Below are 23,843 nucleotides of genomic sequence, written 5' to 3' on the forward strand. Positions count from 1 at the left end.
ATACACCCGCGAAAATGGGAACGCAAGAAAAATCGTCTCCGAATTTCCGCGGTAGAAATAATTCTAGAGATTGCGCCCGACGAGGACGCGAGGCGCTACAAGCGCAAGAAGCGCTGGCAGTAATTTCACCGCGACGCTGTGCAGCGGCAGATGGCGGGCGATGAATCCGTTGCTCCCGCGCCGTCGCCGGCCTTCGCGTACGCCGGACGAAATCCGCGCCAACCACGGATCGTCCCTGCGCGTCGAATCTTCGGTGCCGGAGATTCCCGGTTTGACCCGCGCGCGGGCCGTCCCTATGCTTCCGCCGGTCATCGGGCGAAATCTCGAGGAGCGACGCATGCGTTTGAGTCTGATCCTGATTGTGTTGGCGGCCGTCTTCGCGGTCGCGTGCGAAAAGCCGGAGACCGCCGCCGTGACGACGCCGGCCGCCGCGACCCCCGCGCCGCCGAAGTCCGCCGAACCGCCGAAGCCGCCCTACACGCTCGCCACCGACGAGGAGCGCGCGATCGACGAAGCCTCGAATCGCGCCGTGATGTACATCGAGTCCGAGGATTCGGTGCGTAAAATGCTTGCCGACCACGAGCTCGAACTGACGCGCTGCGACGCGGAGGTCGCGAAAAACAGCGACCAGTGCCTCGCGCGCACCGGCGCGTTCTACTGCATGCGGATCGGGGACGACTATCGGGGTCTCAAGGACGAACCGGCGGCGGTGCGTTTCTACATGGAGGCGCTGAAGCGCACGGTGGAGCTGAACGACCGATCCGAAAAGGAATACCGGGAGAACGTGAAGGCGGGACTCGCGGCGGCGAAATCCGACGCGGGGCGGGCGATGACCGAAAGCTACCACGCGGCGCGCTATCACTTTCAGTCGTACAAGGATTTCGCCGAGATGGCCCGCTATGAAAAGCGCCTGGTCGAAATCGCGATCGAGAACCAGCGCGACGAGATGGCGAAGGACAGTTGGTCGCGCATCGAAAACTCCGTGAAAACGGCCGCCACGCACCGCGCCGAATTCCTGAAACATGTCGCGGCGCTACGAGCGATCAAGGACAAGATTCCCGAGCAATACCGGCACTTCTACGACGAGATCATGAGTCTCGAAGGCAATCTGAAAATCGAGCGAATCTGACTCCCCGCCGTGCTTGCGACGCGCGGCACCCCGGTGTAAGACGGGCGCGCCCCGAGCGTCCCGACGACGCGGGCGTTATCTGGAAGCGGCGACCACCCCCATGGATCCCGAATCCCGCAAAATGATCCGCGACTCCGGGCGCTTCGGCGCCGTGGGCATCGAAATGGGCATTTCGGTCGCGATCGGGCTGTTCGCGGGGCGGTGGTTCGACCGGCGATTCGAAACGGACCCCTGGCTCACGATTCTCGGCGTGGTGTTCGGACTGGGCGCGGCGGGCATGGCGGGTTGGCGCGTGTACCGGGCGGCGAAGGCCGATATGGCGGCGGACGGAAACGGGCGGACATGATCGACAAAAACGCCGACACCCTGACGAACATCGAGCGCATCGCGTTCGTGCTCTGGATCGTCCTGACGGCCCTTTCCATCGCCTGGCGCGACGCGCGCGTGCTGGCCGGCGTGGCCGCGGGTGGGGCTTTCGCTTTGGGAAACTTTCGTATATTAAAGGGCGTCGTCGGACGCGTCTTCCGCGATCCCGAGAACCTCAAACCGGCGTATTTCGCGATCCTCGTGCCGAAATTCGTGATCCTCGCCGGGCTGCTGTGGGTCATCGTGACAAGCGGGTGGTTCAACCTCGCGGCCTTCGCGGTCGGGACGCTGAGCCTTCTCATTTCGGTGGTGGCGGTTCCGTTCCTGACCGGTGGGGATGCCGTCGCCGATTCCGCGAAAGACGCCGACGGTTCGAACGGTTCGGGGTTGGGGTCATGAAATTCGCAATGCGTATTGCCGCCTTGGCGCTGGTCGTGTGGGGAATGTCCGCGGGCGTCGCGCTCGCCGCGGGCGACATGCACACGTGGTCTTACGTCAACCCGATCAACGACGCCCTGCGCGCCGTGCTCCACACCGATCTGGACCTGTCGCACTCGATCTGGTTCACGTTCGTGGCGATCTTCCTGTGCGTTTCGGGCGCGATCGTCGGCAAGAGCTACAAGGAAAAACTCCGGACGGGCGACATCGCCCCGTCGCCGAATTTCTCGCTCGCCAACGTCTACGAGTCGCTGATCGGCATGATGCTGAACCTGCTCGAGGAGATCGTCGGCCACCACGGTCGCCAGTACATCACGCTGATCTGCTCGCTGGCCTTCGTCATCGTGCTGACGAACTTCTCGGGCCTGACCCCCGCGTCGGTGCTCGCCACGTCGAATCTGAACACCACGGCGGCGCTCGCGCTGGTGGTCTTCGTCGCCTACAACTACTACGGCATCAAGGCGCACGGCCCGGTCAAGTACGCCGCGCACTTCCTTGGGCCGCTCGAAGGCAATCTCCGCTTCGTCATGGCGCCGATCATGGTGCCGATCGAGCTCATCAGCCACGTCGCCCGACCGCTGTCGCTGTCGCTGCGTCTTTTCGGCAACATGACCGGCGATCACACGATCTTCGCCGTGTTCATGGTGGGGCTCGGCATCGCGTGGCCGCTGCTGTTCCCCTTGCCGCTCTACGTGCTGGGAACGCTGGTTTGTTTCGTGCAGATGCTGGTGTTCGTGATGCTGACGATGGTCTATCTGTCGCTGGCGACGGCCCACGACCACTAGAAACGGGTTTTTTCACGGGAACAAGGGCAACGGTTCGTCTTGCCATGGATTACCAGGAGGTTTCGATATGAATAAGAGAATGCTCACACTGACCCTGTTCGTGCTCTTCACGTTTGCGATGGCGACGACGGCCTTTGCCCAGGGCTTGTCGGACGACGTGAAAAAGAACGTGGCGCTCGCGGCCGGTTTCGGCATCGCGGTCGCGGCGTTCGGCGGCGCGTTCGGCCAGGGCCGCGCGGCCGCGGCGGCGCTCGAAGGCATCGCCCGCAACCCCGCCGCCGCCCAGAAACTCTTCACGCCGCTCATCCTGAGCCTCGCGCTGATCGAGTCGCTGGTCATTTACGCGCTCGTCATTTCGTTCCTGCTCGTCTTCAAGCTCTAAAGGCGATCCGAAGACCGACCGACGAACCCCGGGGCGACCCGGGGTTTGTTGTTTGCAGGCACCTCGCCCCGACTTTCCCCTTCCTTTTTCCGGAAGCCCTTTCCCGTTGCGGCGTCTCATGGACAGCCCCCGGGGGAGTGCGTTACATTCCGCCCGCCTCTCATGAGCCGCGGCTGGAAACCGGATTGCCCGGCGGATGTCGTATGGGGGGCTTTTTCGTGTCGTGAGCGCATGAGAATCGGAACCGCCCAAACGCTGATTCTGACGCTCGGCGTTGCCCTTTCGGCGACGTTCGGCGCGTCGGCGCGCGCCCAGGACCCCGCGGACGGCAAGACCCCGGGCGTCGAAATCGTCGTGACCGCGGAGCCGAATGAGATCACCGTGGGCGACGAAGTCCGTTACCGCATCACGGTGACGTGGGATCCCGCCAACAAGGTCGAGCAAAAAGCGCTGGAAGAGAACCTCGGTGACCTCGTTGTACGCGAGCAGCTCGGGGTCGACCTGCAAACGCTTCCCGACGGGCGCTCCCAACGCACCGAGGGTTACGTCATCACCTCGTATCTGGTCGGCAAGTACAAGCTCCCGCCCCCTGCGGTGCGTTTCACGAACGCCGCCGGAGCGGAATTGGTCCTGGACGCCGAGCCGATCATCCTGAACGTCCGCTCGGTGACGCCGGATGACGCGACCGACATCCGCGACATCAAACCGCCCCGCGCGGTGCCCCGCGACCTGCGTCAGGTGGGGATGTACGCGGCGATCGCTTTCGCGGCCATCGCGTCCATCATCGCCGGTATCGTGGCGTGGCGGCATTTCAGGCGGAAGCCCGAACCCGAGACGCCGCCCCTGCCCGCGCACGAGCATGCACTCGCCCGTCTCGCTGCCGCGCGCGAGTTTCCCCGCGCGACGCACGACGAAATCAAGGCGTACTACGTCGAAATCTCCGCCGCGCTTCGCGAGTATCTCGACCGCCGCTTCGCCGTTCCCGCGCCGCTGCTGACGACCTATCAGCTGCGCGACGCGCTGCGTGGTCGCACGCAGATGCCTGCCGGCGACGGCGCGGCGCACTTTGGCGCGCTTTTCGATGTACTCGACACGGCCGATTTCGTGAAATTCGCCAAATTCGACCCCGATGCCGACGGGCAGAACGCGGATCTCGATTCCGCGATCCGTTTTGTCGAGGCGACGCGACCGCCCGAGCCAACGGAATCGGCAACCGACGCGCCCGCCGCGCCGCCAAACGAGAACGCCGCATGAGTTTCCAGTTCGCCAACTCCTGGGCGCTCGTCTTCCTGGCGTTGCCGCTGCTCATTTTGTGGTGGCGGATCGCCGGGGAGCGATGGCATGTCGCGCCGATCCGCGTCGGCGGCGCGGAGCTGTGGCGCGACGTGCGTCCGTCGTGGCGCGTTCGTTTTCGCCGGTTGCCGCTCTATTTGCGCGTCGCGACGCTGGTATTTGTGGTCTTCGCCCTCGCGCGCCCACAGCTCGGCCGCACGCAGAACGTGACCGAGGGCGAGGGGATCGACATCGTGCTCACGCTCGACGTGTCGGGGTCGATGGCCGCGCAGGATTTCGCTCCGAACGACCGCCTCTTCGTCGCGAAGAAAACCATCGAGCGCTTCATCGAAGGCCGCAAGGTCGATCGCATCGGCCTCGTGCTCTTCGCGGGGCAGGCGTTTTCGCAGTCGCCGCTCACGCTCGACTACGGCATCATCCTGCAGTTTCTGGAGCGCGCGAAGATCGGGATGATCGAGGACGGCACGGCGATCGGCATGGCGCTCGTGACGGCGACGAACCGCCTGCGCGAGTCGACCGCCAAGAGCAAGGTCGTCGTGTTGCTGACCGACCGCGACAACAACGCGGGACGCGTGGACCCGATGACGGCGGCGGACCTCGCCAAGGCCGTGGGTATCCGCGTGCACACGATCGGCGTGGGCAGCGACGGCCCTGCGTACATTCCCGTCAAGGACCCGCTGATGGGCACGCGCCTCGTCAAGCAGACCTTCGTGCTCGACGAGAAAGTGCTGCGCGGCATCGCCGACAAGACCGGCGGGCAGTTCTACCGCGCCACCGACGCCGACAGTCTGCGGCGTGTGTTCGACGCCATCGACCAGCTCGAAAAAAGTCCTTACGAGGTGAAGACCTTCACCGATTTCACCGAGCGCTATCCGCTTCCACTGGCGCTCGCGTTTTTGTGCCTCGCCGCCGAATTGGTCCTCGCGCGCACGGCCCTGCGGGAGGTGAGCTGAGATGGACTTCGCCCGGCCGTGGCTGCTGCTGATACTCGTTGCGATCGCGCTGCTGGCCGTGTGGCTCGTGCGTGCTTCGCGGCGACGAAGTGCCGCGCTGGCCGAGTTCGCCTCGGCCGACGTGTGGCGCGCGGTGCGTCTTCACGCCGCGCCCGGACGCGAGACGGCGCGCATCGCGCTCGTGACGGCGGCGCTCACGCTGATGGTCGTGGCGCTCGCCGGCCCGCAATTCGGCACGGTCTTCGAGGAAGTGCGCCGTCGCGGCATCGACATCGTCGTGGCGGTGGACGTCTCCAAGTCGATGCTCGCCGAGGACCTTGCTCCAAACCGCCTGGAAAAGGCCAAACACCAGCTTTCGAGCCTGCTCGATCAGGTGCGCGGCGACCGCGTGGCGGTGTTGCCCTTCGCGGGGCAGGCGTTTCTGCTCTGCCCGCTCACGCTCGACTATTCGGCGGCGAAGCTCTACCTGTCGATCCTCGACGTGAACGCGATTCCCACGCCGGGCACGAACATTACCGCGGCGATCGAGACGGCGACCGAGGCGTACGAGAGCGTGAACCGCAAGCACAAAGTGATGCTGCTGCTCACCGACGGCGAGAGCACCGTCGGCGACGTGGAGAAGGCGACCGAAAAGGCGAAGGAAGAAGGCGTCGTGATCTACACGATCGGCATCGGCTCGCCCGAGGGCGTCCCGATTCCGCAACGCGACGAACAGGGCAACATTTCGTACGTAAAGGACAAGTCGGGACAGGTCGTGCTTTCGAAGCTCGACGAGACGCAGCTACAGAAAATCGCCGACACGACCGGCGGGAAGTATTATCGTTCGAGCTACGGCGAGCTCGAACTCGGCTGGTTTCTTGAGGAAATCGAGAAGATGGATAAAAAGGACCTCAAGAGTCAGGTCATTACGCGCAAGCGCGAGCGGTTTTTCGTGTTCGCGCTCGCGGCGATGATGATGCTCGCCGTCGAGGCGGCGTGGCCCGAGCGGCGCGTGTGCAGGCCCCGGCGCACGGATGAGGACGCGGCATGACGCGGCGCACCGACACCATCCCGTTTCGAGCGATGCTCGCCCCCTTGGCGGCGGCGTTGTGGATCTTCGCCGGCGCGGGGTTTCTCGAATTCGTCTTCGACGAGGCATACAAGGGGAACCGCGAATTCGAGCACGGGCGGTACGATCAGGCGCAACAGCATTACACCGAAGCGCAGGTGAAAAACCCCAGCGCCCCGTCGCTCGACTTCAACCTCGGCGGCGCGCTTTACAAACAGGGCAAGTTCGACGATTCGCTGACCGCGTCCCGCAAGTCCTACTACAGCGACGACCCGAATATCGTGGCCGACGCGCACTACAACGCGGGCAACGCGCTGTTCAAGAAGGGTGCGTATCCCGAGGCGATTCAGGAGTACATCGAGGCACTCAAGCGCCGCCCCGGCGACGAAGACGCCAAGTACAATCTCGAGCTCGCGCGGCGCTTGCTCGCGCAGCAGGAACCTTCGAACCAGAACAAGAATCCCGATCAGAAAAAGGACGATCCGAAGGACGACAAGAGCGGCGGGGGCGACCAGGAAGGCGACAAGCCCGACGAGGGCAAGAAGGGCGATCAGCAGGGCGAGAACGAGGGCGGTGAAAAGGGCAAGGCCGAGTCGAAGGACGACCAGACCGACGAGGCGAAACCCACCCCCAAGCCCCAGGAGGGCGAGGACGAGAACGACCAGCCGCCCGAAGAAGAGAAGAAATCCCCCGACACCCGCGTGGAGGAATCGACTGAACAGCAGACGGTCGAGAACCTGACGCCCGATCAGGCCGCGCGGATTCTGGATTCGCTCAAGCGCGATGAACAGGCCGAGCTCATCCGGCAGATCCTGCCGAAGACGGGATACACCGTTCCCGACAAGGACTGGTGATGTCCGCGCCCCTTCGCCATCTCACGGGCCTCGTCGGGCTGCTCTTCGTTCTCGCGGCCGCACCGGCCGTCGCGCAGGTCACGCTCTCGCTCGATGCCGAGCCGCAGTCCGTCCAGGTGGGCGACGCCGTGACGGTGACGATTCGCCTCGAAGGCGCGGGGCTCTCCGCGCCGAAGCCACAGCTTCCGAGCCCCGCAAACCTCGAACTGATCGGCACGTCGGGCGGGCCCAGCATCCAGATCGTCAACGGCCAGACGACGGTCACGCACCAGACGGGACTGACGTTTCGCGCGACGACCGTTGGCAAGGTCACGATCGGCCCGGCGAAGATGACGATTCGCGGGCAGGTGTTTCAGAGCAACACCGCGGACGTGGAGGTCGTCGACCGCATGGCGGCCGCCGCGCCCGGCGACGTGCCCGAGGAAGCCGCGGGAAACGGCGCGTTCATCGACGCCGAGGTCGAACCCGAAACCGCGTACCCGGGACAGGAAGTCATCGTCACCTACTACTTCTACCTGATTGAGGGACAGGGACTCGAAGGCGCGGAACTGCTGGGAGATCCGGCGTTCACCGGCGGTCTCGGCCATCGACTCTCGGGCGGGCAGTCGTTCAACTTCACCTCCACGAACGTCGGCGGAACTCGATACAAGGTGTCGCAGGTGGTGCGTTTCGCCGTGTATCCCATCGCGCCGGGCGAGGTGAAGATCGAGCCGCTCGTCATGTCGGTGCTGCTGCCCGAACGAAATAGTCGGCGGCGGAGCGACCCCTTCGGCATCGATGCGTTTTTCGGGCGCACGGTCCGGCGTGAACTGCGCAGCCCCGCGAAGACCATCACGGTGAAGCCCCTGCCCGTCGCCGGGCGGCCCGCGGGGTTCGAGAACAACGTCGGCGTCTTCACGATGGCCGCCGCGATCGACAAGGCGCAGGTCCGCGCGGGCGAGGGGGCGACCGTGTCGATCACCGTCACGGGCAAGGGCAACGCCGACAGCCTCGGCGCGCCGAAGCTGAACCTGCCGACCGGCTTGCGCGGGTTCAAGGAAGCGAGCCGCGACGACAGCGTGGCGAGCCTCGACACCATGAAGGCGCGGCGCGTGTTCGAAACCGTGATCGTGCCGGAAAAGGACGGCGAGTACACGCTCGGTCCCTTCACGCTCGACGTCTTCAATCCCGTGAAGCAGGCGTACGAAACGATCTCGGCGGGGCCGATCGCGCTTTCGGTGCTGCCCGGCGACGTGGCCGCCGCGCCGGCCAGACCGCGCACGAAGGAAGAAATTGCCCTCGCGGGTCGCGACATCCGCACCGTCAAATCCGACGCGCAGCACCTCGACGAATGGCGTGAGCCGATCACGCGGCATCCCGCATACTGGGCTGTTTTCCTGCTGGCTCCGGTGGCGTTTGCCGTGCGCGCGTGGAGGGTACGTCACGCGGAGCATCTGGCGGGCAACGTCGCCCTGGCGAGGCGGCTTCGCGCGGGCAAGGAGGCGAAGAAGCACCTCGCCGCCGCGAACAACGCCGTGGGCGGCGCGCCATCGGATTTCGGAGCGGCGCTCACCGCGGCGCTCATCGGTTTCGTCGCCGATCAATTCGCCGTCGAAGCGCCGTCGCTCACGGCGGCGGCGGCGCGCGAACGTCTCGCGGCGCGAGGCGTCGGCGACGATCTTCTTCGGGATTTCGCCGACCTGCTGGGCGCCTGCGACGCCATGCGTTTCGGCGGCGTGAATCCCCCGCCGGACGACCGCCGGGCCGCCATTGATCGCGCGGGGCGATGGATCGACGCGATGCACCGCCTGCTCGCGAAAGGGGGCGCGTCGTGATTCGCCGCATCGCGATCGCGGTTGTAGTGTTGGCGGCGCTGGCGCATTCGAGGCACGCCGGTGCGTCCGGCGAGGGCGCGGCGACGTTCTACAATCAAGGCAACGAGGCGTTTCTCGCGGGCGCCTACGCCGAGGCGATCGATGCCTATGAGAAAGCCCGCGCGCAGGGCAGCGACGACGCACGGCTGCTTTACAACCTCGGCTGCGCGCACCTGAAGGCCGGGAACCTGGGTCAGGCGATCCGGTTCTTCGAGATGGCGCGCCTTCGCGCCCCGCGCGACGCCGACATCATCCACAACCTCGATTTCGCCAAATCCTCGCGCGCCGACGCGTTGCCCGAGACCGACGAATCCCTCGTGATGCGCCTCGGCCGATTCGGTGTCGAGCGGCTGCGCTTCGTGGAACTCGCGGGCGCGGCGGCGGCGTGTTATGTGATCGGCTTCGCCGTGATCGGTGCGGGATGGCCCCGGAGGCGCGACCGCTCCGGCAAGCGCGTCATCGCGGTCGGGGTCGCGTTGCTCCTTTGCGCGGCGCTCGCGGGCGTGTACGCCATCGAACATCGGCGAGAATACGGCGGCGCGCGCGCGGTGGTCGCCCCCGCCGAACTCGCCGTCAAAAGCGGGCCGTCGATGGACAACCCGACGCTCTTCACCGTTCACGCGGGGATGGACTGCAAAGTGCGCGAGACGCGCGGCACGTGGTCGCTAATCGAAATTCCGACGGGCTTCACGGGATGGGCTCCCAATGAAGCGCTTTTGCCGATAGGATAAAAGGCTCCATCGTGGGGGCTTCATGACCCGGGACGATCGCAACAAGGAGCATCGCGCCGACACCCACGCCGCGCACGAACCCGATTCGCGCGCTTCGGCGCATCCCCACGGCGCGGCGCACGCACAAGGCCACGACGGGCACGCGCATGGCCACGACGGGCATGCGCACGGCCATGCCCAAGACCATCACCACGACCATCAGCACGACCGCAAGTTCAGTGTCGCCAAGGCCGCGCGGCTCGACGACCCGGCACGAAAAAAACTCCTGCCGCTAAAAACGATCATCCGCCTCGTGTCGCCCTTCGAGGGCATGTCCTTCGCCGACATCGGCGCGGGCACGGGGTATTGCCTGTTTCCCATCGTCGAAGCCGTCGAAGGGCGCGGGCGCTTTTACGGTCTCGATTGCCAGGATGCGATGAACGATATCCTGCGGGAGCGTTCGATCCATCACCGATACGGCGAGTCGATCATTCCGGTTCTGACCGCGGAAACGCACATCGATCTGGGGCCGGAGACGCAGGACGTTTTGCTTTGCTGCGCGGTGTATCACGAGCTTCCCGCCCGCGATCACCATCTGTCCGAAATGCTGCGCGTATTGCGTCCCGGCGGTCGCGTCGTGGTGATCGACTGGCCGCCGCTGTCCGACGGTCAGACTCCCGATTTCGGTCCGCCAAACCATCTGCGGATTTCGCTGGAATCCGCGTGCCGCGAGTTTCTGGATGCCGGATTCGGACACATCAAGGCCCATGACGAGTTCGAACACTACTGGTGTCTGACCGCGACAAAATTGCACTGATGGGGCGCGATTCCCCTGTACGGTTAGAGACTTCGCGACGGTGCCCATGCCTTTTCACGCGGAAATAATGGGGCGTTCAATAACACCGGCGCAAGACACGGAGTCGAAAAAAATTTTCGTGATCCAGATGTGGCTGAACATCGCTCCCTACGCGCTGCCCGTTCCGGCGGGCGAACCCCTGCGGCTCTCGGCGTTTGCGGGACGCGTGGACAAGACCGCGCTGCTCGACCTGATGTCGACGCCAGACCCGCAAATTGGCGATCTCGCGGCGCTGATCCAGGCTCGAGAAGTCGGAATGACGTCCGAGTTCGTACCGACCGACGACGCCGTCGTCGACTTTTCGACGACCAACACGGTGACGGTGACCGCGTCGGCGCATGTGGATCGCTTTCCGTCCGGGTCCGACGTGTTGATCGGCTCCTTCGCGGATCGCGAGCAGCTCGACGGAGCGGGCGAAATGCTGCTCGCGGGGTTCGAGTACGCGCTCGGCGGAACGTCCGTCGACGTGGACCTGCCGACCGTCGATCCGGGCGGCGCGATCCCGGCCTACGACCCCCTTCTGGCCGCCATCGCCATCGACGCGAACGGCGCGATCGTCACGCAGATCGCGCGCGGGCTCGCTTCGCGCAATGACGACGTCGATTTGGCCACGCCGTTCGATGTGTTGGACGGGCTCAGCCAAACCGACCGATCGTTCACGCTGAGCGATCCGACGACCGCCTGGAGTCCCGACGCGGATCTCGTCATCGCGCGGATTATCATGAGGGCATGGGCAGACGAGGCGCTCTGGGAAATTTACGCGCCGGGTGGGACGACCGACCTGATGCTGCCGGAAATTCCAGCTGGCGTCCGGGCCCCCATGCGCGATCCGCAGTCGGGCGAAAGGCTGGACCTGCTGGCGGGGGTCGCCGCGCTCACCTTCGGCTCGGCGCCCTTCGACTACGACACTTTCTCGTTCGATCAGATCACGGACGAACTCACGCACTACACCTTCAATCGTCTGACGGGTCTGGACAACCCCTACGTTTTCGTTCCAACGACAACCACGACCACAACCACAACCACAACGACCACGACCACGTCCACCGCGACGCCGCCGACGACACACCCCTCCACGACGACCACGACGGAAGGAACAACGACCACGGTGGCGCCGACAACATCGACGACCACCACGACCATCGCGGGTGACCCGCCCACGGTTTCCAACGGGTCGTTCAATCCCGCGGAGTTCGACTGGACACCCGCGTGCGAGGTGGAAGCTTGTAGCTGGCTCGAGTTCACCGTCTGCGATCCGGACAGCGATCTGCTCGGAGCGTACGTCAAGCTCGTCGACGTGCCGTTCTTCCTGTTTCCCACGACCATAGACTGGGATGAATTGATCGCTCCCGGCGACCCGCTCACGGACTGTGAATTCCCGTTCGGACCGGTGCGCTTGCCGCTCATCCTCGCGGAATGGATGTTCGGCGTGGGTGAAGACTGGTACGATGGACGCGTGGACATCATTGGTTACGACGCGGCGGGGCACATCGGCAACCGGTTGGAGGACGTGGCCTTCAGCGTGTACTACGCGCCGGCGTCGACCACCACGACGATCGGCAGCACGACCACAACCACAACGACCGCGAGCAGCACGACGACATCGAGCACGACGACAACAACCGGCGCCACATCGACTTCCGATCCGGGTACGACTACCACGTCCTCGACGACAACGACGGAACCGAGCACCACGACGACACAGACGTCAACGACGGCGAGTTCGACATCGACAACAACATCAACGAGCACGACGACGACATCGGATACGGGTAACACCACGACAACGACGTCAACTTCGACGTCTTCAACGACGACGACTTTAGAAGGGGATGACCATGACGAGCCGGACGACGACACCGAGAATCCGGAATTCCCGGAAACAGGTTCCAACGAATCGAATGTCGGTGCCATGGAACAAGACGGAGCATGTTGTGGGTGAGCGTCGATCTCGATTGGGCGCTGGATCGGTTTCGCACAGATTTGAACCGATTTGCGGCGTTATAAATCTGATTTTCTCCTGCTGTTTGGCGGCTGCGATATCACTTTGCTTTCTGATTGGATGCGCGCAGGACTCTTCTTCCCCACGAAACGGTGGTACTGAAATTGTGGAAACTCCCCCAACTAGCGCAATCGAATCGGTAGCCACACCGACGATCTCAACCACATCGGCGGATTCGAATTTCGAAATTCCGGTTACAAATCCGAAATCAAGCAAGCCTGATCATAGGGACACGAACGAAGAATCAACCTTGACAATTTCCACCGAAACGCCGAAAAATCTGCATCGAAGAGCGCTTGGTCCGTTCGGCAGGGACTCTGATTTGAGATACCTGAGTAAAGAAGAAATCCTTGACTTGATTTCATATTTTAGAATTTCGGAAAATGAGCTTCCCGACAAATCGACAAATCAAGAAACATTTGTGTGCAGCAATTGTTTGGTGATATGCAATGGTCTCATATTGACACCCCCATTTTCGACTGAAATCGAAGGGGACATACTGTACATTAACGGAATACCAGCGAATGAGTTTGTCGCCGAAAAAGGGATGCTGCAATTTCTCTCAGACAATCCTCAAATTAAAACTGAAATTGATTATGCATATAATACTATACCTATAAGCGATTATCAAGCGCGATGCTCAGATAAGTATGATGAAACTAAATATGCCATGTTCGCAGCAGCACGTTATATCATATTAAAAGAAATGCAATCAATAGATCCAAAATTCGACGGCGATCGACTTGCAAGGGAAACTAGAGAGTACCTCGCGAAACGAAATTATATATATCTTGATAAAATTCAATTGGATATATCCGCAAGTTCAAACGGAAAAGAAATAACATATTCTGCGCAGGGGAACGTACCGAAATGCAAAGGTGGCGCATTAATGGGGAATCAGCAACTATTAAAACCGAACGAGGCGAGAGAGCATCTAAATAAGTACAGGGATTATTATCGAAATTTACGCCCGAAAACACCAGAAGACAAAATGAAATTAAAAAATCGTAATAAAGAAAAAAAGCCAAGAGAGGCATTTGCAGAATTGCCGAAACCGCTTCGCCGAGCCCCAGATGAAGTGCTAAAGATGTTTCGAGAGATCCTTCACGACAACACTCATATTATAATAGAAAAGGGAATATCACATGTTCGGCGTGGCGGTTTAATTGACGTCAACAAAGATCTAAAACAGTTATATTATACGCTGTGCGCAGAGGGGGACGAAGTCGAGGCAAAGGTTGCTGGTATTCAGAGATCAGTGAGCATCAGAAGTGTCGATGCGCTAGTGATGCTCGCAAATTTTGAGGCGACGAAACAGTGCGTCGGCAAATACGAGGAATAAAATGTTAAATACGATAAATCCTAAATGTCGGATGATAAGATACTTGATGTTCATAGCATTATTTGAATTCTCGGGACACAATACCGATCTCTCTCGATTCGGGCCGCAGGGGCCGTTCGCAAACCGCCTCGTGCGTTGATAGCCATCCGTTCGGATGGCGAAGGAGGGGAGAGGGCACGAGCGGGGACAGGTATGGGTCGTTGGTCTCTCGTCGTTGGTTTTTGGTTGAGGGCACAGGAGCCAGTGTTGTCACGATTCAGCAGTGGAGGCGCGAACTTCGACCTCAAGCCTCACCGACGCAAGCCTCAAAGGGCTACTTTAGTTTTTGGTCGGCTGCACGTGCTGGGAGCGCCGAGCGCCAGCTCGGCATTGTTTCGAGCGGGTACACTCATCGCGCGGCGCGCTGCATGTCCCCGATCGTAGCCGGCTCTCGGTGGCGGCATCGCGGGCGAGGGCACCCGCGCCACACGATGGGGACACTTTGCGCTCTTTGCGCCTTCGCGGTGAGATCCTTCACTTCGGTCAGGATGAATCGGGACCGCGCCGAATTGACCTGCCCCGCCCCCTACCTATAATCGCGCGTTCCGGGACCGGTTTCCGGGATCGAAGCGGCGGCGGATCGCGCCGCTAGGGGCGCTTATGCATCAAAAAGTCGATAGCTGGTTCGACCTCGTCGCGCTCGAGCACGAGGTCCTGAAGTTTTGGGACGAGCACCGCGCGTTCGACCGCCTGCGCGAAAAGAACGCGCACGGACCGATCTGGTCGTTTCTCGACGGCCCCATCACCGCCAACAACCCGATGGGAATCCACCACGCTTGGGGGCGCACGCTCAAGGACGCCTACCAGCGCTACCAAGCCATGAACGGGAAGCGACTGCGTTACCAGAACGGCTTCGACTGCCAGGGCCTGTGGGTCGAGGTGGAGGTGGAGAAGGAACTCGGCTTCGCGACGAAACGCGACATCGAGAACTACGGCATCGACCGGTTCGTCGAGAAGTGCAAGGAGCGCGTGCGCAAGTACAGCGCGGTCCAGACGGCGCAGTCGATCCGGCTCGGATACTGGATGGACTGGAACGACTCGTACTACACGATGTCGGACGAGAACAATTACACGATCTGGACGTTCCTCAAGAAGTGCCACGATCGCGGCCTGATCTACAAAGGCCACGACGTGATGCCCTGGTGCACGCGCTGCGGAACGGGACTGTCGCAGCACGAAATGCACGAGGGCTACAAGACCGTCAAGGACACCTCGATCTTCGCGCGATTCCCCATCGTCGGCCGCGAGGGTGAATACTTCCTCGTGTGGACGACGACCCCGTGGACGCTCTCGTCGAACACCGCCATCGCGGTGAATCCCAAACTGCGTTACGCGAAGGTGCGCCAGGGCGACGCGGTGTATTACCTCGCCGAAGGGCTCGTCGCGTCGGTCGTCGGGCGCAAGGGCGCGCACGAGGTGATCGAGACCATGCCGGGCAGCGCGTTCGAGGGCTGGCTCTACCGCGGGCCGTACGACGAGAACGCGAACCAGAAGGTGGACGGAGCGGGGCACCCGGTGGTGTTCTGGGACGAGGTGGCGGCGACCGATGGCACGGGCATCGTCCACATCGCGCCGGGCTGCGGCAAGGAAGACTTCGAGCTCGGCAAGCAGTACGGCCTGCCGGTCATCGCGCCGATCGACGACCTGGGCGTCTTCGGTCCGGGCTTCGGATATCTGACGGGCAAGAACGCGGCCCAGGTCGAGAGCCTCGTCATCGACGACTTCAAGTCGAAGGGAATCCTCTTCGCGACGGAGAAGTACGAGCACAGCTACCCTCATTGCTGGCGATGCAAGACGCCGTTGCTCTTCCGCGCGGTGGACGAGTGGTTCATCGCGATGGACGCGTGGCGCGAGGAGATCAAGGACGTGGCGCGGCAGATCCGCTGGATCCCGGGCTACGGCCTCGACCTCGAGCTCGACTGGCTCGGCAACATGCGCGACTGGATGATCTCGAAAAAGCGCTACTGGGGTCTCGCCCTGCCGATCTGGGTCTGCGATTCGTGCGGGCATTTCGACGTGATCGGCGGCCTGAATGAATTGCGCGAGCGCGCGATCGCCGGGTGGGACGGTTTCGACGGCAAGAGCCCGCACCGCCCGTTCATCGACGCGGTCAAGATTGCGTGCGCGAAGTGCGGCCACGCGGCGAGTCGCATCGGTGACGTGGGCAATCCGTGGCTCGACGCGGGCATCGTGGCCTACTCGACCACGCACTACAACGCAAATCGCGACGAGTGGAAAAAGTGGGTCCCCGCCGATCTCGTGCTCGAGTGCTTCCCCGGCCAGTTTCGCAACTGGTTCTACGCGCTGCTCGCGATGAGCACGATGATGGAGAACCAGCCGCCGTTCAAAACGCTGCTCGGTCACGCGCTGGTGCGCGACGAGCACGGGGCGGAGATGCACAAGTCAGCGGGCAACGCGGTCTGGTTCGACGACGCGGCCGAACACTCCGGCGTGGACGTGCTGCGCTGGCTGTATTGCCGGCACGAAACGACGACGAATTTGAATTTCGGTTACGCGGCCGCCAAGGAGATCCGCGGGCGTTTCATCAACACCTTCTGGAACACCTACGCGTTCTACGTGAATTACGCGCGCATCGCGAATTACGACCCCGGCGCGCGCCCGCAGACGCATTTCGCGGATCGTCCGCCCTTCGATCGATGGATCCTCGATCGGCTCGCCGTGCTCATCGAACGCACCCGCAAGGGCTTCGACGACTACAACCTGCGCGCGGGCGTGCTGGCCGCGGAAGAGTTCGTCGAGGAACTGTCGAACTGGTACATCCGCAACAACCGGCGGCGCTTCTGGGGCGAGATCGCGGACGCCGACACGCGCATGGCGTTCGACACGCTCTTCACGTGCGTCGAAACACTCACGCGCCTTGTCGCTCCGATCATGCCGTTCCTGACCGAGCACATTTACCAAAACCTCGTGCGCGCGGTGCATCCCGACGCGCCCGATTCGATCCACCACCTGCATTTTCCGCACGCGATGCCCGAATGGCGCGACGCCAAACTCGCCGATGAGATGGGCGCGCTGGAGCGCATCACGCACCTGATGCTCTCGGCCCGCGAGGGCGCGAAGCTGCGCGTGCGTCAGCCGTTGGCGTCGATCGCGGTTGGCCCGCAGTCCGCGGCGGAGGCCGAGAGTTTCCGCGAGCACGAGGCGTTCCTGCGCGAGCAGCTCAACGTCAAGGCGATCAGGGTCGCCGAGCCGGGCACGCCCTCGCCCGCGACGATCACGGTGAAGCCGAACTTCAAGACGCTCGGCAAGAAACTCGGGCCGAAGATGAAGGCGTTTGCCGCCGCGCTCGAAACCGATGCGGAACTTCGCGCGAAGGCGCTGGAGCAAGCCGCGTCGTTCACGATGGAATTCGAGGGCGCGGAGTTCGAGTTCGAGAAGGCGGACTTTCTCGTGGAGCAGCGATCGCCGGAAAACACTTTCGTCGCGGCGGACGCGTTCAACTGGGTGTCGCTCGACACGGTCATCACACCGGAACTGGAGCGCGAGGGGTTGATGCGCGACATCCTGCGCAACCTTCAGATGCTGCGCAAGGACGCGGGGCTCGAGATCGAGGATCGCTGCGCGGTCGTCTATCACATCGATGGCGACATGCTGCGCGAGGTGGTGCGCGAGTGGGGCGAGGTCATCGCCGAGGAACTGCTGTGCACATCGTTCACCGAGGGCGACCCCGGCGACGACTCGAAGGAGCTGAAGATCGCATCGGGCCGGATGCGGGTGAGGCTCGCGAAAGCCGAGGCGGTTTCGTGATAGAATCGTGAACGTCGAACGGAGGGCGTCGTGATTTCCCCCAAGCTCCATTGGCCGGTCGAGCAGATCGAGGCGTTCTGCCGAAAGTGGAAGATCGTCCGCATGGAGTTGTTCGGCTCGGCGCTACGCGGCGATTTTCGTGACGACAGCGACGTGGACGTCCTCGTCGTCTGGGAGCCCGACACCGGGTGGGACCTGTTCGATCAAGTCCACATGAGTGACGAAATGTCTGAAATTCTCGGACGGCGCGTCGACTTCGTCAGCCGGCGTGGTCTTGAGCGAAGTGGCAATCCGTATCGAAGAGACGAGATTCTGAAAACCGCCCAGGTCGTCTATGAAAACTGATCGCGCGTACGTTTTCGACATCTTGAACGCGGCCAAGGTGATTGAAGGGATTATCCAGGAACGGACATTCGAGCAGTTTATTGGAGACACGGAGCGATACTACGCGTGCCTCTACAAACTGATCGTCATGGGTGAAGCCACAAAAAGACTGAGCGAGGAGACGCGACAGCGATTCCCGGGAATCGATTGGCGCGGCCTTGCGGGACTCCGAGATGTCGTAGCCCACCAGTATGATGGGATCGATGATGAGTATCTGTGGGGCACGCTGACAAAACGTGTTCCCGGCCTCATTGGTCAATTGGCGAGCATTCTCGAAAACTGGGTGGAGCCGGGAGACTAATGCGGGGAACCGCATGACGTCGCGACCCTCTCGCGTCATCGTCTTTGGATTCGACGGCGGCGATCCCGACCTGCTCTACCCTTGGGCGCGCGCGGGGTATCTGCCCAACCTCATGCGTGCGATGGACGCGGGATGTCACGGGCGGCTCGAATCGACGCGGCATCCGCTCACGCCTGCCGCCTGGACGAGCATGGTCACCGGCGTGAATCCCGGACGGCACGGCATCTTCGATTTCGGCGCGCGCAGGCCGGGCTCGTATCACATCGATCTCGTCACCAGCCTCGATCGCCGATTTCCGACGATCTTCGAGACGCTCCCCGCGCCGCTGCGAAGCGGCGTCGTCAATCTGCCGCTCACGTTCCCCGCCGATCCGATTCGCGGTTTTTCCGCGAGCGACATGCACACGCCGTCGCTCGATACCCCCGGCGCGACGCACCCGCCCGAGCTGGCCGCGAAGCTGCGCGAATGGGGCTGGATCATCGACGCGATGGTCCACTGGCACGACGACCGCTCGCGTTTCCTCGGTGACGTGCGCGCCATGCACGACGCACAGCATCGCGTGGCGCTGCGTCTGCTCGACGAGGAATCGCCCGACCTGTTCTTCCCCGTTTACGTCGCGTTCGATCGCGTGGCGCACGCGTTCTGGGGCGCGATGACCGGCGAGCACCGCGCGAATCCGGGCGCGCGCGGCGACGAGGGCGACGCCGTCTACTTCGCCGCGAAGATGCTCGACGACGCGCTGGGCGACTATCTCGACCGGCTCGAGCCGGATGACCACCTGCTTGTCGTGTCGGATCACGGCTTCGGCGATCTGCGCGGCGACGTGTACCTGAACGCCTGGCTGATCGACGAAGGATATCTGTCGTTCGACCCCGCGAAGGTCCGCGCCTTCACGCCACCACCTCCGCCACATGGCGATGACCCGCGCCACGCGTGGCACGCGAAGCTGCTCGACGGCGAACGGCATTCGCTTCCCGACGATGACGATGCGATCCGCCGCGGCCGATTCGACGCGCGATACAAGTCGTGGGACACCGTGGATTGGGCGCGCACGCGTGCGTACGCGTCCGGCTTGTTCGGAAATGTCTGGATCAATCTGCGCGGGCGCGAGCCGGAAGGGACCGTCGAGCCCGGCCGCGAGTACGAGACGCTGCGCGACGAGTTGATGGAGCGGGTTCGCGCGCTTCGCCACCCCGACGACGACGCGCCGCTCGCAAGCTTCGTCGCGTCGCGCGACGACCTCTACTGGGGCGCGCATCTCGATCTCGCGCCCGACATCGTCGTGACGTTTCGCGACAACGCATACATGACGCGCGGCGCGACCGAGTTTCACGCAACGCGGCTCGTCGGCCCTGTCGCGGTCGGCCACACCGGCAACCACCGAGCGCACGGCATCGTCGCGCTCGCCGGTCCGCGCGCCGCACGCGGGGTAGCCGGAGACAGCCACATTCTTGATATCGCACCGACGATTTTGTACCTGCTCGGCGCGCCGATTCCGCGAAACCTCGACCGACCCGCGCCGTCCCATTCGCTCATCGACCAGAGCGCTTTGCGCGAGCAACCCGCCGACATCGGCCCGGCGGTTTCCCCAAGGCATCTCACTCCAGCCACGGCATCGGACGCGAATCTCGACGAGGTGCGCCGCCGTCTGGAAGGGCTCGGCTATCTCGCATAAACTCGCGCCGTCGATGTCCACCGATTCCTCCGAACCAACCGACGCCAGGCGCGAACTCCCGTGGTGGGTCCTCTGGGCCGTCATTTGGGGCGCGTGGTACGTCGTCTCCTTCGCGCACTACCAGCGCGGGCCCGTCTATACCGAAGAAACCGTCAACGGAAACCTGACCCGGGGCTTGCTCGAAGGACTCGTCGCACCGGTCGGGACATACCAGTACGTCGATATCACTCCCGGACCGCTGGTGTACGGTGCGTTGCTCGTTCCCGTCTTCGCCGCGTTCGGTTCCAACATGTTCGCCATGAAGTGCCTCGCGGGCCTGTTCGCCGCGGGCGGCACGCTGCTGTGGACGTACAACGTTCGACGCGCGGCGGGCGCGCGTGCGGCGGCCATCCTCGCGATCTGGCTCCTCGCGCCGCCGACGCTGCTCGACCGCATGTTCCGCCTCGCGTGGGCGAACCACATGGAAGCCATCGGGTGGGGCGCGCTCGTCTATCTCGTCGCGCGGCGCTCGTGGTCGGCGCATTCCCGAGGGCGCGACGCGCTGTTCGGCGTCGCCTGCGGCTTCGCGGTGTTCTTCTGTCTGCAAAATGTCGTATCCGTCGCGGCCGCGCTTGTCGCTTGGGTGTGGCGTCTCGGGCGACTCGCGCCGCGCCGAATCGCGAGCGCGCTCGTTCCCGGATTTCTGGTCGGGTTCGCGCCGCGCATCTGGCTCGCGATCGACACCCATCGCATCGGTCCCGTCTTCCAACCGATCGAGGTCGACACGCCGGTTTTTGCCAAGCTCGCGGCACTGCTCTTTCGACACGTTCCGCGCATGGCAAGTTACTCGTGGGCTTGGGCCGGGTCGTGGTTCGCGGCGCTCGCGATCGCGGCGCTCGCCATCCTCGTCTGGCGGCGGACCGTCGCGCGCGATGAGTTTGCCATCGATGACGATCGGCGCGATCTTGAACGATTTGTCCTCTTGTGGATCGGTGCGTATCTCGGCGCGTATGCCCTGACCGGCTACGAGGTCTTCGAGATGGTCAACGACCCGCGCTACACGTTCCGCTATCTCGTGCCGATGTTGCCGGTGCTCATGATCGCCGCGGCGCTCGTCGTTTCGCTGCGCCCGTTCCGACTCGGGACGCTCGCGCTCGTACCGCTGTTGCTCGCGGGCGCATGGGATCTGTCGCCGCGCGTCACCATCAAGGGACTGGTCGAACGAGTTGGGCAACGTCGATTCGCCATCGAGTACCGCTGCGCGCGCGGCGACGACTACCGCGTGCTGCTCGGCCAGAACCTTCCGGCATACTGGCAGTCGGAGTTCGGCGTCGGCCCGAAGCTGACGCCGGTCGCTCACTCTTCATGGAAACACGCGGTGGCGAAACTCCCGTATTCCTGGATGACGCAGGTCTACGAGGAGCTGGGACGCATCACGGGACCGCACGGTTCCCTCGACCTCGTGATGTCCGACGCCTCGACTCCGTCCGCGTGGAAACTCGCCGCGATTCGTGGCGCGGCGTACGCGCGTATGGCGACCGCGCGGCGCACGGAAGGTTCGCCGCCGTTCGCGTTGGAGGACACGGGCGAGTTCATCAAGTCGTGGCCGAACGCCCCCGCCGGCTCGGACGCCGCCTTCGCGGCGGGAGTCGTCCAGGGCGCGATGGGCACGGGATTCGCCCGCGTGACCAACGCGGACCTCGCGGACGCGGACGGGCGGGGACGAATTGTCGCGCTCCTGAACGAACGGGTCGCGTGGAACTCGGAAACGTCGCCGGACCTGGTTGCGGGCGCGGCGCGGGGATTCGGTCGCGCGCTCGGCGAACTCGCGGGGTACGACTTCGATGCCCAGGCCGTGGCGGCCGACGTGTTCGGGGCGGCGGGCGACGGGCGCGTCGCCGAAGCGCTGCGCGCGGGATACGACGAAGGCGAGGCGCTGTGGGCGCTCGCGTGTTTCCGCTGCCTTTATGACGACCGCTCAATCGCGCGGAGCGACCGCCTCGCCCCGGCGCTCGCGGAATACGACATCCGCCTCGTCCCGCGCGGCGACGTGATCGATCTGGTCGAAGGGCCGCGCCACATCGAGTGGCGGGCGCGAACGAGCCGCTAACGTCCCGACTTTCCGCTCTTGCCCAACGCCGCCTCGAACGCCTCGACCATCAGACGAAGAGCCTTGATGCGCGCGTATTTCTTGTCGCGGGCTTCCAGCAGATGCCAGGGCGCAAATTCGGTGCTCGTGCGCTCGAGCATCTCGTTCGCCGCGAGTTCGTAGTCGTCCCATTTCTCGCGATTGCGCCAGTCCTCCGGCGTGATCTTGAAATTCTTGTAGCTGGTATGCTCGCGCTCCTTGAAGCGTCGAAGCTGCTCGGCCTTGTCGATGTGCAGCCAAAACTTCAGCAGGATGATGCCGAAGTCGCAGAGTTGCTCCTCGAAATCGTTGATTTCCCGATATGCGCGTTTCCATTCGTGCTCGGCGGCGAATCCCTCGACGCGCTCCACCAGTACGCGGCCGTACCAGCTCCGGTCGTAGATCGTCACGCGCCCCGCGGACGGAACGTTGCGCCAGAAGCGCCAAAGGGAGTGGTGCGCGCGCTCCTCATCGGTCGGCGCGCTCACCGGAATCACGTGATAATGACGCGCGTCGAGGGCAGGCACGATGCGCCGGATGATGCCGCCCTTCCCCGCCGCGTCCCATCCCTCAAAAACGAGAATCGCGGAACGGCGCTGTTTCACGAGCCGTTCCATCAGTCCGTTGAGGCGATCCTGATGTGCGACCAGTTGTTTTTCGTAGGCGGGCCGCTCGATCGTCTTTGTCATGTCGAGCGTGTCGAGGATCGTCCGTCCATTCTTTCGGACGCGCTTGGGCGGCTTCGTCTTCGCGGGCGGTTTCCGCGCCAGTCGGCGTTTCAATTCGTCGCGGATCACCGTGGCGGTCTGCAGATTGCGCCACCGCCAGTCGGTGCCCTCAACGATGGTCCACGGCGTCTCGCCGGTGCTCGTCTCGCGCAGCACGCGCTCCACCACCTTCGTCCCCTCGTCGTAGAGACGCAGGATGTCCTTCTCTTCACGCAGCACGCGGCGCCGGAGTTTCTGATCCTTTTCCATCTCGCGAAGACGCTTGCGTCGCTCGCTCTTGGGAAGGTGGTACCAGAGCTTGACGATCAGCGCGCCGTCGTCCGCCAGCTCTTTCTCGAACGCGTTGATCCGCACGCACGCCGCGTCGATGTGCGCCGCGTCGCCGTCGCGCACGCCGCGCTGAATGGTCGCTCGATACCACGAGCCGAAGACGACGCCCGCCCGGCCGCGGGGCGGGAGGATTCGCCAGAAACGCCAATACTCCGGTCGTTCGCGTTCCTCGTCGGTCTCGCGATCGAGGGCGTGCACCTGCAGGAACCGCGCATCCATCCACTCGGTGAGCATAGTCAGCGAATCCGCCAGACCGACGCGGTCGTCGCCGGACAGCACGATGATGAGGGGGAATTCCGCGCGGTCCTTGAGCTTCATCTGCGCCTGGAGCAGATCGGCGCGCACGAGCTGCGCCTGTTTCGCATACTCGTCTTTCGGAATCTTACGGCCCAGTTCGGCGGTCTCGAACATCGCAGGCCCCTTCGAGGATCCATGCAAATCGTGAAAATCGCGCACCCGCGCGCGGACCGAGCGTAGCGCGCGCGGCGGAAAATTCAATC

The 23,843-nt window shown here is 63.5% G+C and carries 20 protein-coding genes; 19 read left to right on the forward strand and 1 reads right to left on the reverse strand.

What is annotated here, in order from left to right; translation table 11 throughout:
• Positions 1-337 precede the first annotated feature (337 nt).
• From IT350_01625 to IT350_01715, 19 genes are all read left to right on the forward strand, one after another.
• Entirely contained in the window at positions 338-1,129 is a 792-nt protein-coding gene (locus IT350_01625; GenBank protein MCC6156721.1) for a hypothetical protein, read from the forward strand.
• 100 nt (positions 1,130-1,229) lie between these two features.
• Entirely contained in the window at positions 1,230-1,475 is a 246-nt protein-coding gene (locus IT350_01630) for an AtpZ/AtpI family protein (protein MCC6156722.1), read from the forward strand.
• Entirely contained in the window at positions 1,472-1,894 is a 423-nt protein-coding gene (locus IT350_01635) for a hypothetical protein (protein MCC6156723.1), read from the forward strand. Before IT350_01630 ends, IT350_01635 begins: the two co-directional genes overlap by 4 nt.
• Positions 1,891-2,718: a F0F1 ATP synthase subunit A gene (gene atpB / locus IT350_01640; GenBank protein MCC6156724.1), complete on the forward strand. Its 828-nt coding sequence runs from the start codon at positions 1,891-1,893 to the stop codon at positions 2,716-2,718. Before IT350_01635 ends, atpB begins: the two co-directional genes overlap by 4 nt.
• 67 nt (positions 2,719-2,785) lie before the next feature.
• Complete coding sequence (atpE, locus tag IT350_01645) at positions 2,786-3,100, forward strand: ATP synthase F0 subunit C (GenBank protein MCC6156725.1); 315 nt, start codon at positions 2,786-2,788, stop codon at positions 3,098-3,100.
• A 231-nt stretch (positions 3,101-3,331) separates the two neighbouring features.
• On the forward strand, positions 3,332-4,354 hold the full coding sequence (locus IT350_01650) for a hypothetical protein (protein MCC6156726.1): 1,023 nt from the start codon (positions 3,332-3,334) through the stop codon (positions 4,352-4,354).
• Complete coding sequence (locus tag IT350_01655) at positions 4,351-5,346, forward strand: VWA domain-containing protein (protein ID MCC6156727.1); 996 nt, start codon at positions 4,351-4,353, stop codon at positions 5,344-5,346. The genes IT350_01650 and IT350_01655 overlap by 4 nt, the downstream gene beginning before the upstream one ends.
• Before the next feature lies 1 nt (position 5,347).
• The gene (locus tag IT350_01660) at positions 5,348-6,376 is read left to right on the forward strand and encodes a VWA domain-containing protein (GenBank protein MCC6156728.1); all 1,029 of its coding nucleotides are present in this window, start codon (positions 5,348-5,350) and stop codon (positions 6,374-6,376) included.
• Positions 6,373-7,248, forward strand: a complete 876-nt coding sequence (locus IT350_01665; protein ID MCC6156729.1) for a tetratricopeptide repeat protein — start codon at positions 6,373-6,375, stop codon at positions 7,246-7,248. The genes IT350_01660 and IT350_01665 overlap by 4 nt, the downstream gene beginning before the upstream one ends.
• Positions 7,248-9,062: a protein BatD gene (locus IT350_01670; GenBank protein MCC6156730.1), complete on the forward strand. Its 1,815-nt coding sequence runs from the start codon at positions 7,248-7,250 to the stop codon at positions 9,060-9,062. Before IT350_01665 ends, IT350_01670 begins: the two co-directional genes overlap by 1 nt.
• Positions 9,059-9,832, forward strand: coding sequence for a tetratricopeptide repeat protein (locus IT350_01675; GenBank protein ID MCC6156731.1), 774 nt, complete (start codon positions 9,059-9,061; stop codon positions 9,830-9,832). Before IT350_01670 ends, IT350_01675 begins: the two co-directional genes overlap by 4 nt.
• 22 nt (positions 9,833-9,854) lie before the next feature.
• Positions 9,855-10,628 carry a methyltransferase domain-containing protein gene (locus IT350_01680; GenBank protein ID MCC6156732.1) on the forward strand — a complete coding sequence of 258 codons (774 nt, stop codon included), beginning with the start codon at positions 9,855-9,857 and terminating at the stop codon, positions 10,626-10,628.
• A 118-nt stretch (positions 10,629-10,746) separates the two neighbouring features.
• Positions 10,747-12,609 (forward strand): hypothetical protein, encoded by a 1,863-nt coding sequence (locus IT350_01685; GenBank protein MCC6156733.1) that lies wholly within the window; start codon positions 10,747-10,749, stop codon positions 12,607-12,609.
• Positions 12,602-14,011, forward strand: a complete 1,410-nt coding sequence (locus tag IT350_01690) for a hypothetical protein (protein ID MCC6156734.1) — start codon at positions 12,602-12,604, stop codon at positions 14,009-14,011. The genes IT350_01685 and IT350_01690 overlap by 8 nt, the downstream gene beginning before the upstream one ends.
• Before the next feature lie 639 nt (positions 14,012-14,650).
• On the forward strand, positions 14,651-17,818 hold the full coding sequence (locus IT350_01695) for an isoleucine--tRNA ligase (GenBank protein ID MCC6156735.1): 3,168 nt from the start codon (positions 14,651-14,653) through the stop codon (positions 17,816-17,818).
• 30 nt (positions 17,819-17,848) lie between these two features.
• Positions 17,849-18,163 (forward strand): nucleotidyltransferase domain-containing protein, encoded by a 315-nt coding sequence (locus IT350_01700; GenBank protein ID MCC6156736.1) that lies wholly within the window; start codon positions 17,849-17,851, stop codon positions 18,161-18,163.
• Entirely contained in the window at positions 18,153-18,503 is a 351-nt protein-coding gene (locus IT350_01705; GenBank protein MCC6156737.1) for a DUF86 domain-containing protein, read from the forward strand. The genes IT350_01700 and IT350_01705 overlap by 11 nt, the downstream gene beginning before the upstream one ends.
• Before the next feature lie 13 nt (positions 18,504-18,516).
• Positions 18,517-20,178, forward strand: a complete 1,662-nt coding sequence (locus IT350_01710) for an alkaline phosphatase family protein (GenBank protein ID MCC6156738.1) — start codon at positions 18,517-18,519, stop codon at positions 20,176-20,178.
• Between the two features lie 13 nt (positions 20,179-20,191).
• Positions 20,192-22,267, forward strand: a complete 2,076-nt coding sequence (locus tag IT350_01715) for a hypothetical protein (protein ID MCC6156739.1) — start codon at positions 20,192-20,194, stop codon at positions 22,265-22,267.
• Here IT350_01715 and pap read toward each other — a convergent pair.
• Positions 22,264-23,754 (reverse strand): polyphosphate:AMP phosphotransferase, encoded by a 1,491-nt coding sequence (gene pap, locus IT350_01720; GenBank protein MCC6156740.1) that lies wholly within the window; start codon positions 23,752-23,754, stop codon positions 22,264-22,266. The two genes, IT350_01715 and pap, sit on opposite strands and share 4 nt — an antisense overlap.
• Positions 23,755-23,843: the final 89 nt, after the last annotated feature.

This window comes from Deltaproteobacteria bacterium, assembly GCA_020845895.1.
In the GTDB taxonomy this organism is placed as follows: Bacteria; Lernaellota; Lernaellaia; order JACKCT01; family JACKCT01; genus JADLEX01.

What these genes read in the sequence shown, in the direction of transcription:
- IT350_01635 (MCC6156723.1), top strand. Translation starts at nt 1,472, where the DNA reads ATGATCGACAAAAACGCCGACACCCTGACGAACATCGAGCGCATCGCG.
- atpB (MCC6156724.1), top strand. Translation starts at nt 1,891, where the DNA reads ATGAAATTCGCAATGCGTATTGCCGCCTTGGCGCTGGTCGTGTGGGGA.
- IT350_01670 (MCC6156730.1), top strand. Translation starts at nt 7,248, where the DNA reads ATGTCCGCGCCCCTTCGCCATCTCACGGGCCTCGTCGGGCTGCTCTTC.
- pap (MCC6156740.1), bottom strand. Translation starts at nt 23,754, where the DNA reads ATGTTCGAGACCGCCGAACTGGGCCGTAAGATTCCGAAAGACGAGTAT.
- IT350_01715 (MCC6156739.1), top strand. Translation starts at nt 20,192, where the DNA reads ATGTCCACCGATTCCTCCGAACCAACCGACGCCAGGCGCGAACTCCCG.
- IT350_01655 (MCC6156727.1), top strand. Translation starts at nt 4,351, where the DNA reads ATGAGTTTCCAGTTCGCCAACTCCTGGGCGCTCGTCTTCCTGGCGTTG.
- atpE (MCC6156725.1), top strand. Translation starts at nt 2,786, where the DNA reads ATGAATAAGAGAATGCTCACACTGACCCTGTTCGTGCTCTTCACGTTT.
- IT350_01665 (MCC6156729.1), top strand. Translation starts at nt 6,373, where the DNA reads ATGACGCGGCGCACCGACACCATCCCGTTTCGAGCGATGCTCGCCCCC.
- IT350_01680 (MCC6156732.1), top strand. Translation starts at nt 9,855, where the DNA reads ATGACCCGGGACGATCGCAACAAGGAGCATCGCGCCGACACCCACGCC.
- IT350_01625 (MCC6156721.1), top strand. Translation starts at nt 338, where the DNA reads ATGCGTTTGAGTCTGATCCTGATTGTGTTGGCGGCCGTCTTCGCGGTC.
- IT350_01630 (MCC6156722.1), top strand. Translation starts at nt 1,230, where the DNA reads ATGGATCCCGAATCCCGCAAAATGATCCGCGACTCCGGGCGCTTCGGC.
- IT350_01695 (MCC6156735.1), top strand. Translation starts at nt 14,651, where the DNA reads ATGCATCAAAAAGTCGATAGCTGGTTCGACCTCGTCGCGCTCGAGCAC.
- IT350_01705 (MCC6156737.1), top strand. Translation starts at nt 18,153, where the DNA reads ATGAAAACTGATCGCGCGTACGTTTTCGACATCTTGAACGCGGCCAAG.
- IT350_01660 (MCC6156728.1), top strand. Translation starts at nt 5,348, where the DNA reads ATGGACTTCGCCCGGCCGTGGCTGCTGCTGATACTCGTTGCGATCGCG.
- IT350_01650 (MCC6156726.1), top strand. Translation starts at nt 3,332, where the DNA reads ATGAGAATCGGAACCGCCCAAACGCTGATTCTGACGCTCGGCGTTGCC.
- IT350_01710 (MCC6156738.1), top strand. Translation starts at nt 18,517, where the DNA reads ATGACGTCGCGACCCTCTCGCGTCATCGTCTTTGGATTCGACGGCGGC.